Below are 13,699 nucleotides of genomic sequence, written 5' to 3' on the forward strand. Positions count from 1 at the left end.
TCACACACTGTGTGGGAGAAGCTCTCTGGGAGCCTCTCCCACACAGGTGCTAACTATCTATGGCTAGATAGGTCTGCAGCTGCTTACTTCGAGACCAGGTCGAGCGACACGGTCGAGGTGTACGTACCGACGGGAGCATCGATCGGCGATTTGAAGGTCAGGTCAAGATTGAACGCCTGACCAATTTCACCGGTCGACGAGCCCGCTGCACCCGAGAACGCCGTACCGAAGACACCAGCACCGGCAACCTTGGCGTTGCCCACAGAGATTCCGCCGGGCAACGCGCCAACCGCGACCGGGTTGTAGCCCAGGGCGATTTGACCAATCGTGTTCGCGCCGCTGACGAAGTCGTTTGCCGACACGTTCAGGTTCCAGCCAAGCTTGGTCTCGCGGTCATCGATCACGGTGAACTGGCCCAGTGCCACCGGGGAGGTGGTCTGGTTGCGACGCACGTCGCCCAGGTCGATCGTGCCGGCGGCCGGGGCGATGAGCTCGAACTTCTTCGAGGTGGTGACATCGACGGTGACCGGGTTGCTACCAGTGAGCACCGAGACGTAGTTCATCTGGAACGTGCCAAAGCCCACGAGGGTGCCGTCGGCCTCCCACAGCACGAGGGTGTGCGCCGAGTTGTCGGCGAAAACGCTCGCGTCAACCGTGCCCTGACCATTGGCATCGAGGGTGACGGTGCCGAGATCGGTGTAGGTGGAGTACGCGCCGACGTTGAGGGTCTTGTTGGCGTTCGCCACACCCGCATCGATGGTGAGGGTCGTTGCATCTGCCACGACCGGAGCAACGAGGTTCGCGACCTGCTTGCCGGGGTTGGCCGCAAGATCCGCCTCGATCGGAGCGACCGGGGTAGGCGGGGTCACCGACTCCTCGAGCGCGACGGGGGCGAGGGTGAACTTGTTGTTCGCGAGGATCGTCATCGTGCGGTAGATCGCCGAGTCGACGGTTACGCCATCGTTCTTCGTGTAGGCCACACCCATGTAGTAGGTGCCGCCGACGTTGTTGAAGATGCCGTCGACGCCGGTTCCGTTGCCGAACATGGAGTCGCCTGGGGTGAGGTTCGCGCCCTTTGCCTGGCCGCCGACGAGGCCTGCCAGGGTGTACGTGTTCCACAGGATGACGCCGTTCGCGCGCACATTCTCCTCGGAGGCGATGAAGGTGTACGCGTTCGTCGATGCGGTGGTGTTCGCCGGCGTGCCCAGGATGGGCCCCAAGAGTTCCGTTGGGCTGCCGGAGCCGATGATTGGATCGAAGCGGTCAAACACGTGGGCGGGATCACTGATCGGATCGCCGGTCATGCCGTCGAAGATGAAGAGGCCGCCTTCGGAGGCGTTGGGCTGTGGGTTCAGCACATCACCGGGCGCTGCGTATGCGGAGGCCGTGGAGCCCCCGAGCAGTGCGAGCGTGAGGAGGCCAGCTGCAGCGGCCTTCCACTTGGTGGCAAGAGTCATGGTGGTGTCAGAGTCCTTTGTCTTGAGTATCGCGCTTAGGAGAGGTTGACGCGGAACGCCGTGGTGGTGCTCGGAGCGAGGAAGCCGTACTTCTGCTTCACGGCGCCGGCCGAGGTGGGGAGTGCGGTGTGGTTCGCGAGCTTGCCGCTGCTCACGAGGTTCGCGAGCTTCGGATCGTACTTCGCGTCGCCCGGGGTGACGCGGGCGTTCTCGACGATGACGAAGGTGTTGCGGCCCCAGGTCGAATCGGCGTAGAACGCCGCGTTCGGCACCATCGCGGCGCCTTCACCGGTAACGGCGGGCACGCCGGCGATCGGTGAGCCGATCTTGAAGCCCGCCCCGCGACGATCCTGGCCTGCGCCAGTGTTCTGCGCGACCCACTGCGCGGCCGACATCGCGGTGACCGAGTTCGCCGGCATCGGGCTACCGTCCTGCAGAGCGCGGGTGTCGTGCTCCTGCCCGACCTTCACCACACCGGCGTTGACCTGACCCTGCACAGCGGCCTCGGTCGAGCCGATCTTCGAGATGAAGTCCTTGCGGGTGCCCGAGCCTGCCTGCGGGATCACCGGCACAACGGGGCTGCCGTTGATGGTGGTGATGGTGCCCTCGAAGATGCCCTTCAGCGTGGCCTGGTCGATGTTGTCGAAGGCCACATTTGTGCTGTTGTGCGCGTAGGAAAGTCCATCACGACCGAAGGGCACGTAGAGCAGCCCGCCGTTCGCGTTCTGGGTGCCGCCGGAGGAGGAGCGAGCCATGTCGACCTGGCCGGTGATTACGACGGCGCCGATGTCGCCGGGGGTCGCCGAGTCGAAGCTGGCGCCATCGATTGAACGGCTGAGCGCCTTCACGCCGTCGCCTGAGCCGTTCGGGCGGCCGAAGACCGGGCCGTAGGGCTTGGTCTGAATGTTCGCCGCGCCGCCGATGGCGTCGAAGCTGGAGAGCGCAACGCTGGAGCCGTTGATGCGCACATTGGTACCGGTGATGTTGGTGCCATTGACCAGGCCGTTGAGCACGTCCTGGAGGGTGTCGGATCCGACGACCACGTAGCCGTCGGCCACGGGCTCGGCGTGTGCTGCGGGAGCGATCGCGACGAGCGTCGCGGCCACGCCGAACGCGGCAGCCGCCGCGATATACTTTTTGCTGTTCTTCACGGTGTTCCTTGTCTTTGGGGAGTGCTGGGAGAACAACGCTGGCCCGAGCGGGCTGGCGTCTTGTGCGGCTCGCCTACCGCGGGTCGCACAAGTCTTGTGCGGAGGGTGACGCGCATCACGCCCGCCTCCGAATCCGCCCGATCAGTGGAACCGCCGCGGCTGCCGCAAGGCCAGCGGTCAATCCCGCGGGCACGGCAGCGGCCACGGGGCCGATCTTCGGGTCTTCTGGCGTGGGCTTCCCCACTAGCGCGCCGGTGCCGGCACCGGTGGCTGCGGGATCCGCCGCAACCGTTGGCGCCGCGGTTGCCGCGGCAACCGCGGCAGGAGCCGATGCGCGGGGCGCCGGATTCGACGCACCGGCCGTCGATGTGCTCGCCGATTTCACCTGCGTGACACCCTGCTCGATGTCACCGGCGGCCGCCACGGCCTGGGCGATCCAGGAGCCCGGCAACGCCGTGTAGCCCGGTGGCAGCTGCCCAAGATCGGTGCCCGGGGTCTGCCCCTCCTGCACCGCGTAACGGATCAGGTTCGCGTAGGTCGCACGCAGCTGCGCATCGCTCTGCAGGGGGTTGAGCGCCGCGTAAACCGGCATGGTCAAGGGGTAGGCGGTAGTCGCTCCCTTGGCCTGCGAGGCGGTGAAGTCGATGCCGAGCACCTTCGGTTGCGTTGCATTCGGAACCATCGCCGCCGCGCCGGCCGCCAAGCTCGCGGGCGTGGGTGCCACGAACTGGCCGGCGGGGTTGCGCAGCGAGGCGGTGACAGTCTGGTAGAGCGCAGCCGCCGGTGTCGTGGTGAGGGCGATCACCTTCTGGCTGCCGAAGAGCTCGCGGGCCTGCTTGCGATATTTCTGCGGGGTGCTGAAGCGATCCCACTCGCCCAGAATTAAGCCGTCGCCGCGCAGGGTGTCGTAGGCGCCGTTCTCGAAATCGTGCGTGTAAGGGCGGAAGGTGACGAGGTTGACCGCACCGGTGCCGTTGGCCGGGTCGGTCACCGTGGTGTCGGCCTTCTCCACCGGATCCGCCTTCGGGAAGTTGTCGCGCGGCAGGTTGAAGGGCACCCCGTTTGGGTTCACTTCGGTATTGGTGGAGTACCAGGGGTTCACCACCATGCCCCACTCATCGGGGGTGCCGTTCAGCCAGGCGGCTGCTTCGGGGTCGGACTTGACGTAGTTCCAGAGCTGCGTCGCGAGATCGGACCGCCCCGAGGGCAGCAGCGCGTCGGCTACTGAGGCGCCCACCACGATCTGATGCGCCCACTCGCCGTCGGGTCCGCCATTGTGCTGCAGGAAATCCGGATCCTGGATGATCGTGCGGGCATTCTTGCCCGGATTCGCACCGCTCTCGTAGCCGATGTGGGTGAGATCGGTGCCCGAGGGCAGCGCGTCGCGGTACGAGGCGGTGAGCAGCTTGGCGACGAGGCGCGGCGTTAGCTTCATCTCCGACATCGGCAGGCGGGCGAGCAGCTTCTCGTCTGCGGTGGCGTTCTGCGGGTGCGGTTCGCGATCGATGGAGAAGGAGATCGCGACACCGGCGATCGCGATGGGTGCGTAGGCGAGTGGATCCTGGTCCACCCCTGCGACCTCGGTATTCAGCGGGAAGGAGCTCAGCGCGAGGGGGCTCGCAGCGGTCTTGCTCGCCTTCACGAGCGCATCCGCCTCGTTGCCCATGCCCAGCACGAATGCCGCACCGCTCTCCCCGGCGCACAGCTTCGGCTGCCACGAGGAGACGGCGGCCGAGATGAGCTCACTGCCGGCCAGCTGGCGCTCAGGAGCACCGATCGTGCAGCGCACACCCAGCGGCTTGAAATCGAGCTTCACCGCGAGGTGATGCTCCCAGGCGTCCCACCACAGGCCCGAGCGCTCGATGTTCGGCGCGCCCGAATCACCAGTGCCACGCGGAATGACGACCAGCCAGCACGACTGCCCGGCGACCGCGCCGGTCGCGGCATCGGACTCGGGGGTACCGCACCCGAGCCCCGGCGACTGCATCGCGGTCTGCACTTCGAACGGCACCGAGCCCGAGCCGTCAAGCCCGGAGGGGGCCCAGCGCACCTCATTGGTGGTGTACTCAGTGAAGAAGGGGTTGGTATTGAGGTCGACGAAGTCGGCACCCAGCCGCTGTACCAGGGTCTGCGTGGTCTCGTTCCACTTCAGCGCGCTCACGACGCGGTCCGCGGGAGCGAGCGTCTCATCGACGATCTTCTCGGCGTTCACCGCCACGAAGGGGATGCCGGTGTAGGTGGGCTGGAGTTCGCTGAGCGCCGGGGCGGTGAAGCGCAAATCCTGTTCGGCCACGCTCTCGAACTCGGTATTGCCATCGCGGGTGGATCCCCACCCGAGGGTGCCGCCGTACTGGCAGGTGCGCCGGTCGGGATGGCCGGGATTCTCTGGATCTTCGCCCCAGCACTGCGCGATCTGCAGGAAGTTCGCCCCGCCGACGGTGCTCGCGGGCGGCGAGGAGCGCTTCCCACCAGTCCACGTGACGCGGATGCCCTGCGAGACGAGATCCTTCGTCTGCGAGATCGTGACCTGGAGATCGGGGAAGGGAGCCCCCTCGGGGTTGAGCGCATCGTTTGCGTTCGACAGTGTCACTGCGCTCGCCGTCTCGTTCGCGCTCGCCGGATCGACCTGCAGGATCGTGCCAGCGGCGCCAACGGCCGTACCAACGAGCACCGCGGTCACGATGCCGACGGTGGCCGCGCGCGCCGCGACCGAGCGAATGGGGAAGAGCCTGCTGCGCATCACGACGGCACCACCGTGCCCTTGCGCTTCATGCGCGGCCAGACGAGCGGCGGCACGACCATCGCCGCGAGCAGCAGTGCAGATGCCACGAGCATGAGCGTGTTGCGACCGCCCCAGCCGCCCACCGCGAGGGTGAAGGGAGACGCGACCGCGCCGCCCATCGCTCCACCGGCGCCCGAGATCAGGTTGCCGTACTCGTCGTACACGGCGGCCGCACCAGCCGCGCCACCCGCAGTGGCCGCCGCTGTCGCCGCCTGGCCGCCGGTCGCCGCACCGCCCGCACCAGTACCGGTGACCGCGGTCTCGATGCCCGTGGCACCGCCGGTGCCCGTGGTGCACTGGTTGGGGCCGGCCTTGTCGCAGTCAGCTGGCATCGGCGCCACCAGCGCGAGCTGGTTATTTGACGGGGAGTCGCCAGGCTTGAACGTCGGGTTGTTGCAGACGTTGACATCAACGCTGGTGCCCTCGGCACCAGGGATCCGCTTGATTTGATCGAAGCCCGCGAGCACCAGGTTCATGGGCAGCGGCGAGTAGCCGAGCGCCTCGGCCTGCTGCTGACCCTCGCACAGCATGTAGTTGCCGAAAGTGCCGAGCGCACTGCCCTTCGCCGCGGTGAAGACTCCGCCGACCTGCGTGGGCACGATCATGTACGAGTAGCTCGACAGCGGGTACGAGCGCGCGTCGGCGTTGTTGTAGACGCCGTCGAGAATCTGCGTCAGATACTCGGCTGACCCAGGATCCTGATTGATCTGCGCCTGCATCAGGGCCACCGCCACCGCCTGCGCGGTCGGCTCGATGTAGTACCCGGCACTGTTGAGCACCTTCGCGATCGGGTAGCCAGCCTCGAGCGCGTAGGAGTACTCGACGTAGGTGATCGCGCCCTCGCCGTAATCCTGGCTGACGTAGCCCGCAACGCCCGAGGAGCCGTTCTGCAGCTTCGCTCCGCCAAAGCCGGGGTACTGCGAAGTCAAGCCGCACGGGGTCGCCCGGCCCACCGAAGCGCAGAAGTTGTTCCACAGGGCGGGGTGCTGCTTCGACATCCACATGGTGAACTGGGCGCTCGAGCCCGATCCGTCCGACCGCAGTACCGGCACGATGCCCTTGTCGGGCATGGCGAGGCCCGGGTTATCGGCCTGAATCTGTGGATCGCTCCAGTTGGTGATGACCCCCGTGAAGATCTTGGTGATCGTCTCGCCACTCAGGCGCAGGTTCGTGACCCGCTTGCCGCCGATTTTCAGGTTGTACATGAACGACGTGCCACCGGCCACGATCGGCATGTAGGCGAATCCGCGCGGCGGCACCTCGGGTGCCGAGCCATCCTCCGGGCTCAACTGGAACGGGATCTCGCTCACCGCGAAGTCGACCGAGCCGTTGATGAAGTCGCGGCGACCCGCCGACGAGCCCACGCCCGAGTAGTTCACCGTCATGCCGTAGTTGCTCGCCACGTTGCGGCGCCACTGGTCGAGCGCGTTCTGCGACCAGGTCGAGCCGGTGCCCGTGATGGGCTCGTAGGCGGCCTGCGCGGGTGTGGTCTCGCCGACCGTCGCCGGCACTGCGAGGGTGCCCACGGTGAGGGCGGCGGCGAAGGCCGCGAGGAGGCGGAGCCGCGAACGCTTGCGGGGGGTGATCACTTACTGCTCCTCAGTGTCGGGAATGAGTCGAATCTGCTCGGGATTGGCCGCAGCAGCGGCCTGCTGCTCGCGGCGATGGCCCGCCGTCGCCATGCGCAGGGCGTCGCGCTTGGAGCGCTCGGTCGCGGCCCGTTGCTGGCGAGGCGAAAGCTGCCCCGCACCGTTTCCGCCGATCACGCGAGCGATCGCGAACAGGGCGAGCACCAGCAGCAGCAGCACCGCGGCGGCACCAAACCCGCGGGCGATCATGTTGGGTTCGGGCGAGCGCACGAAGTCGAACACCTGCAGCGGCAACGAGATCATCGGGCCCTCGAAGGGGTTGAAGTTCGCCACGGCCGTCACGCCCGATGTGAGGAGCACCGGCGAGGTCTCGCCGATGCCACGCGCGGTGCCGAGAATCACGGCGGTCACGAGGCCCGACCGGGCCGTCGGCAGCACCACGTGCCAGACCGTGCGCCAGCGGCTCGCGCCCAGCGCATACGCGGCCTCGCGCAGGTTGCCCGCCACGAGTCGCAGCACCACATCAGAGGTGCGGATCACGATCGGAAGCATCATCACCGTGATGGCGATCGCCGCCGCGAAGCCCGAGCGCTGCTGCGTGATCAGCACGATCACGGCGGCGTACACGAAGAGGCCAGCGACGATCGAGGGCAGCGCGGTCATCGCGTCGGCAATGGTGCGCACGAACCGCGCAAACTTGCCGCCCACCTCGTTCAGGAAGAGCGCGGTCACGATGCCGAGTGGGATAGTGATGGCGAGCGCGATGCTGATCTGGATCAGCGTGCCCACGATCGCGTGCAGGATGCCGCCCTCGGTGAGCGGATCGAGCGGACCCGAGAATTCCATGGTCTGCGTGAAGAAGTTGAGGTGGGGAAGCGCCTCCTGGCCGCGGCCGAGCGTGTAGATCACGACGAAGACGAGGGCACCCACGAGGATCACCCCGGCGCTCGCGAGCAGCACGGTCGCGACGCGATCCATCACCGCCTGCCGGTCGGAGGTGAGGCTCACCAGGTAGGCGTAGATGCCGATGAAGCCCACGAAGGTGACGAGAAACCAGCCGACCGGCCCCGTGAGCGGCGCGATCCACCCGAAAAGCAGGGTGGCGGTCGCCATCGCGGCAGCCAGCGCGCCCAAGATGTTGAAGGCTTCTTCGAGGCGGATCCCGCGTAGCGTGCGCTTCGGCCCTTCCTCGATGCCCGACGGATCCGGGATGTGCGTCGACAGCACCCGCGCGGGCGTGGGTGCGTCAGCCACCTCGGCGGCGGCGTCGGGCACGGGTGCTGCCGCGGCGGACGGCAGCGGCTCGAGCAGGTCGGTGGTGTTGGGGATCGACATCACGCCTCACTCTCAGCGCCGGAGCGCGACCGGGCTACGACCGACGACGCCGTGAAGTTGATGACCAGGGTGATGAGGAAGAGGGCGAGGCCGGCTGCCATCAGCGCCGAGAGGCCGAACTCGCTCGCCTCGCCGTAGCGCAGCGCGATGAGCGCCGACACCGAGTTGCTGCCGGTCTTCAGCACCTGCCAGTTGATGACGAAGATCGGGGAGATGATCATGTAGACGGCGATGGTCTCGCCAAGCGCGCGCCCGAGACCGAGCATGGTGCCGCCGATGATGCCGCCGCGGCCAAAAGGCAGCACGACGTTGCTGATCATGACCCAGCGGGTCGAACCGAGCGCGAACGCCGCCTCGCGCTCACCCGCGGGCGCCTGCGAGAAGGCCTCGCGCATGACCGAGGTCTGCGTCGGCACCACCATCAGCCCGACCACGATGCCCGCAATGAATGCCGACGAGGTGAAGGCGCTGGCCTCGGTGAGCACCTCCCCGTTATCGCCGGTCACCGCGAAGATCGGGATCCACCCGAAGTATGTGGAGATCCACTGGGCCACCGGGATCACGTTGGCCTGCAGAAAGAACACACCCCAGAGGCCGAATACCACGCTGGGCACCGCTGCCATGAGGTCGACGAGCGTGATGAGCCACTGCTGCACGCGTCCGCGGGTGACCTCTGAGATGAGGAGTGCAGTGCCGAGCGCGAGCGGCACCGACACCACCATCGCGATCAGGGCGATCGTGATGGTGCCCGAGAGGATCGCCAGGATGCCGAAGGTCTGCGTCTCGGGCGACCACTGCTGCTCGGTGAGGAAGGAGAAGCCGGCGACCCCGATCGCGTCGGCTGCGCGAATCGAGAGGAACACGCCGACGGCCAGCATGGTGGACACCGTGATGATGCCCGCGGTGAACGCGCTCGAGCGAAACACGAGATCGGAGATCGACGGTCGCGACTTCAGATTGCGGGGGGAATCGCCGTCTTCGGCTGCGGATCCTGCGACTACGTCAGGGGCGCCCAAAGCCGTCCGCCCCTCGGAGGATGCGAACAGCTCATCGAGCTCGTCTCGCTCTCGCTTCATGGGCACCCGGTTCTCGTTTTCTGTTTCGAAGTCATGGGGCTGCGCTGTTGCAGGTCTGTATCACCGCACCCTGGAAGCCGCCCTTCCTGAGACTAGGAGTGCCCCGTGAACGGGAGTCGCGGTTATGGGAAACACCCGCTAACGAAGGGTGAACACTTGGGGGTACGCCGCGTGTTTACGGGCCGGTCGGATCAGTGGGATCGGGCGGGCCTGCGGGGTCGACCGGGTCTGCGGGGTCGACGGGGTCAGTGGGGTCGGACGGGCTGATGGGGTCGCCAGGGTCAGCCGGAGTTGGGGGCGGCGCTGTCACCTGAGTACCGAGCGTGAACGTCACTTGCGAGCCCAGGCGAACCACGGTGCCCGCCGCCGGGAGCGAGGCCGTAACGAGCGGGGTAGCGGAGGAGGTGGGAGAAACCTGGCTTCCCGAGCCGCCCTGATTGCCCTGATTGCCTATGCCTCCCTGAGCGGCACGCACTGCGGCCCCGGAGAACCCCGCGGCAGCGAGCGCCGACTGCGCCTCCGCCTCGGTCAGGCCGGCGAGGGTCGGCACCGCGTTCCACCCCGAAGCGATGGTGAGCTGGATCGGGGTACCCGGTGCCACGCGAGCTCCCGCAGGATTCGCCATGGACACCACGGTTTCAGCAGCCGCGGAGCTATTGCTGGTCGCGATCTCCCCCACCGTGAGCCCGGCGGCCTCGAGCAGGGCGCGCGCTTCGGCGAGAGTGCGCCCGATGAGGTCCGGCACCGCGACCAGCCGCGGGGCAATGACGGTGGGCTCGGGCTCGACAACCACCGCAGCCTGCCTCGGCGGCTCGGAGCTCGTGGCCTCGACCCGGGGGGCATCGCGGCCTCCGATCATGGCGACGATCCCACCCACGACGAGCGCCATCACCACGAGCGCCGCGCCACCTAGGAGGAGGAGGCGGGACCCCGGGCGCGACGCGCGCAATGCCTGTCGCCCACCCGTGCTGCCGCCCCACGCTCCCGCCGATGCGGGTGCGCCCGGCCCCGGCCTCAGTGCTCGACCCTGCCCCTTGCCAAGCCCCTGCTCCAGCCCCTGCGCGGGCAGCGGCACGGGCACGAGCTGCGCCGTCACCACCTCGTTTTCCAGCAGGGCGATCCTGGTGTCGCGCACCGCCCACCGCATCTCTTGCGCCGTGGCGAATCGCTCGTGCGGCGACTTGCGCAGGGCCCGCAGCACGAGGCGGTCGACTCGCTCAGGAAGGTCCGGCTGGTGCAGCGATGGCGGATCCACCGGGTCGTTCACATGAGCCAGCATGAGAGCTTCGGCGTTCTCGCGCTCGAAGGGGGCCCGCCCGGTGAGCGCGAAGTAAAGCACCCCGCCCGCCTGGTAGAGATCGGCACCCGGGTAGATGGGCGATCCGGAAGCATGTTCGGGCGAGAGATACGGCGCGCTCCCCCATATGAAGGCGGGCACGGGGCTCGCTGCGGGCACGGTAGTCGGGGGGGTCGCGGGGGTCGCGGCAGGCACTGCGGCAGGCACTGCGGGCACGTCAGGTATGGCAGGTACTGCAGGTGCGGCGAAGCTGGCCGAGGCGGTGGCACCCGGCGGGCCCGCGAGACCGAAGTCAAACAGCCGCACGTTCGCCGGGTCAAGCGGCTGGCCGGGCGCGACGCTCACCATCACATTGGCAGGGGTCACGTCACGGTGCACGATGCCAGAGCGATGCACGGCGTCGAGCGCATCGAGCAGCGACTCGGCCAGCACGAGCGCGTCGGCCACGCTGAGCGGCCCCGAATCGCGCACGTGCCGGGCCAGAGTGCGCCCCTCGATGACCTCCATCGCGACCCAGGCCTGCGGCGGCAGCCCGGGAAGCTCCGCCTCGCCGCAGTCGATGATGCGCACGACGCCGGGGTGTTGCACGCGCGCCACGAACCGCGCCTCGGCGAGAAAGGCCTGGCGATCCACAGTGGATCGCGAGAGCTCTGCGCGCAGAACCTTCAGCGCCACGCGAGCGTCCGTCACCCGCTCGCGGGCCTCCCACACGGTGGCGGTGCCGCCGGCCCCCAGCTCACGCACGAGCTCGAACCTGCCGAACGCGAGATCCACCTTCGCCTCGCTCGCCGTCATTCGGGTACCGCTCTCGCGCCAGTTGATATCAACGCGTCGAGGGTACGTGAGCGAGGTAGACGGGAGGTTGCCGCGTGGTAACAGGTCGGGCGTGAGTGGTTGCTTCACCACGAGTGAACGAGCCACTTGCGCCCTGCCTGGGGAAGCGCAACCGTGATCCGCGCCCGCCGCCCTGGGAAGAGCCGGGAGAAGAGACCGCTGGAGAGGCCACAGAAGAGGCAGAAGAACAGGCAGAAGAAGAGGCGACAGAAAGTTCGATTCTGGAACGCTCAGAACCGCAGTTTCTGTCGCATCCTCCCCTATTCCGAGAAGGCTTGGCGGATCAGGCTGCGTGGATCAGGCACTCGCACCCTGCCGCGGGGAAGCGCGAGCGCGATCCGCACGTCCCTACACGTGGTGGTAGGGCCGACCCCCGGCAATCTCTTGCGCGCGATACAGCTGCTCGGCGACAATCAGCCGCACCAGCTGATGGGGAAACACGAGCTGCGACAGGCTCCACACGAAGTCGGCCCGCTGTCGCACTCGATCGTCGACGCCGTAGGCCCCGCCTATCACCAGCGACACCTGCCGCCCCGCATCGAACGCCGCCTGCAGCGTGCGGGCGAGCCTCGGCGAATCGACATTCTTGCCGCGCTCATCGAGCAGCACAAGAAACTCTCCCGCGCCGATCTTGCCAAGCACCCGCTCGGATTCTTCGCTCCGCGCCGCATCACCCTCGCGCGACGAGTGCGGCAGCAGCAGCCACGACGCGTCGAATGGCTTGCGCAGGCGCTTCTCGTAGCGCGCGATACCGCCGTCGACCCAGGGTTCGTGCTTCTTACCGATCGCGAGCACTCGTACCGTCATGAAGCCACATCCCTTCCGAGCGCCAGAGGCACTCGGCACTGGCGTCGCGGCGAGAGCCAGAAATGGGTCTCGCTCTGAGCTCCAGCGTGCAGCCTCTTGCCGATCGCGATGACGCGAACACTCACGGTGCACCCATCGCTAGTCGACGCGCACGGTGTCGAGATACTCGGCCACCCGCCCGATCGCCTCGGTCAGCACATCCACCCGGGGCAGCGTCACGAACCGCAGGTGGTCGGGGGTTGGCAAGTTGAAGCCGCGGCCGTTCGTCACCAGCACACTCGTCGCGCGCAACAGGTGGATCACAAACTCCTGGTCGTCTTCGATCGGGTAGCGCGTCGGGTCGAGGCGGGGAAAAAGGTACATCGCCCCACCCGGAAGCTCACAGGTGACACCCGGAATCGCGGTCAGCAACCGGTGCGCCGCGTCGCGCTGCTCGCGCAACCGCCCGCCCGGCCCACACAGCGCCCCGATCGACGACTCGTGCGACAGCGCAATCGGGATCGCGTACTGCGCCGGCACGTTGGCGCACATGCGCATGTTGGCGAGCAGCGTGAGCCCCTCGAGGAAGTCGATCGCGAGCTCGAGGTCGCCCGAGGCGACGACCCACCCCGAGCGGTACCCCGCGACGCGCTGCGCCTTCGACAGCCCACTGAATGTCAGGCACAGCGTCTCGTTGACGTGCCGGGCCGCATGCTCGTGCACCCCCTCGTACAGCACCTTCTCGTAAATCTCGTCGGCGAGCAGCACCAGCCCGTGCCGTTCGGCAAGCGCCGCGAACCCCCGCACGAGCTCGGCCGAATACACGGCCCCGGTGGGGTTATTCGGGTTGATGAGCACGATGCCCTTGGTGCGCGGGGTCACGAGCGCCTCGATCGCCGCGAGGTCAGGCATCCACCCGTTCTGCTCGTCGCACGGGTAGTGCACGGCGCGCCCGCCCGAGAGGGTGACCTGCGCGGTCCAGAGCGGGTAATCGGGCGCGGGCACCAGCACCTCGTCGCCGTTGCTCACGAGCGCTTGCAGCACCAGGGAGATGAGTTCGCTGACCCCGTTGCCCAGGTACACGTGCTCGGGTTCGACGCCCGTGATCCCGATGCCGGTGTAGTAGTCGGCCACGGCCTCGCGGGCCACCAGCACGCCACGCGAGTCGCTATACCCCTGCGCCTCGGGCAGCACCCGTCGCAGTTCCTCCACGATCTCGGGCGGTGCCTCGAACCCGAACGGGGCCGGGTTGCCGATGTTGAGCTTGAGGATCCGATGCCCCTCGCGCTCGAGTCGCTCGGCCTCTTCGAGAATCGGGCCGCGCACGTCGTAGCGCACCCCGCTGAGCTTGCTGGATTGAGTGATGGCGCGCACGTAAAGATTATTTCACTC

The 13,699-nt window shown here is 67.6% G+C and carries 9 protein-coding genes; all 9 read right to left on the reverse strand.

The window, feature by feature from the left end; genetic code table 11:
* Positions 1-83: 83 nt before the first annotated feature.
* Positions 84-1,457, reverse strand: a complete 1,374-nt coding sequence (locus tag ACTNFK_RS11795) for a hypothetical protein (RefSeq protein WP_435936570.1) — start codon at positions 1,455-1,457, stop codon at positions 84-86.
* A 35-nt stretch (positions 1,458-1,492) separates the two neighbouring features.
* Positions 1,493-2,608, reverse strand: a complete 1,116-nt coding sequence (locus ACTNFK_RS11800; RefSeq protein WP_435936571.1) for a substrate-binding domain-containing protein — start codon at positions 2,606-2,608, stop codon at positions 1,493-1,495.
* A gap of 115 nt (positions 2,609-2,723) precedes the next feature.
* Entirely contained in the window at positions 2,724-5,348 is a 2,625-nt protein-coding gene (locus ACTNFK_RS11805; protein ID WP_435936572.1) for a hypothetical protein, read from the reverse strand.
* Positions 5,348-6,979 (reverse strand): phosphate ABC transporter substrate-binding protein PstS, encoded by a 1,632-nt coding sequence (gene pstS, locus ACTNFK_RS11810; RefSeq protein WP_435936573.1) that lies wholly within the window; start codon positions 6,977-6,979, stop codon positions 5,348-5,350. The genes ACTNFK_RS11805 and pstS overlap by 1 nt, the downstream gene beginning before the upstream one ends.
* Complete coding sequence (gene pstA / locus ACTNFK_RS11815; RefSeq protein WP_435936574.1) at positions 6,980-8,314, reverse strand: phosphate ABC transporter permease PstA; 1,335 nt, start codon at positions 8,312-8,314, stop codon at positions 6,980-6,982.
* On the reverse strand, positions 8,314-9,390 hold the full coding sequence (gene pstC / locus ACTNFK_RS11820; RefSeq protein ID WP_435936646.1) for a phosphate ABC transporter permease subunit PstC: 1,077 nt from the start codon (positions 9,388-9,390) through the stop codon (positions 8,314-8,316). The genes pstA and pstC overlap by 1 nt, the downstream gene beginning before the upstream one ends.
* 175 nt (positions 9,391-9,565) lie before the next feature.
* Positions 9,566-11,608: a serine/threonine-protein kinase gene (locus tag ACTNFK_RS11825; protein WP_435936575.1), complete on the reverse strand. Its 2,043-nt coding sequence runs from the start codon at positions 11,606-11,608 to the stop codon at positions 9,566-9,568.
* A 261-nt stretch (positions 11,609-11,869) separates the two neighbouring features.
* Positions 11,870-12,328: a 23S rRNA (pseudouridine(1915)-N(3))-methyltransferase RlmH gene (locus ACTNFK_RS11830; RefSeq protein WP_435936576.1), complete on the reverse strand. Its 459-nt coding sequence runs from the start codon at positions 12,326-12,328 to the stop codon at positions 11,870-11,872.
* A 138-nt stretch (positions 12,329-12,466) separates the two neighbouring features.
* On the reverse strand, positions 12,467-13,681 hold the full coding sequence (locus ACTNFK_RS11835) for a pyridoxal phosphate-dependent aminotransferase (RefSeq protein ID WP_435936577.1): 1,215 nt from the start codon (positions 13,679-13,681) through the stop codon (positions 12,467-12,469).
* Positions 13,682-13,699: the final 18 nt, after the last annotated feature.

This window comes from Leucobacter fengyongliangi (genome assembly GCF_052386045.1).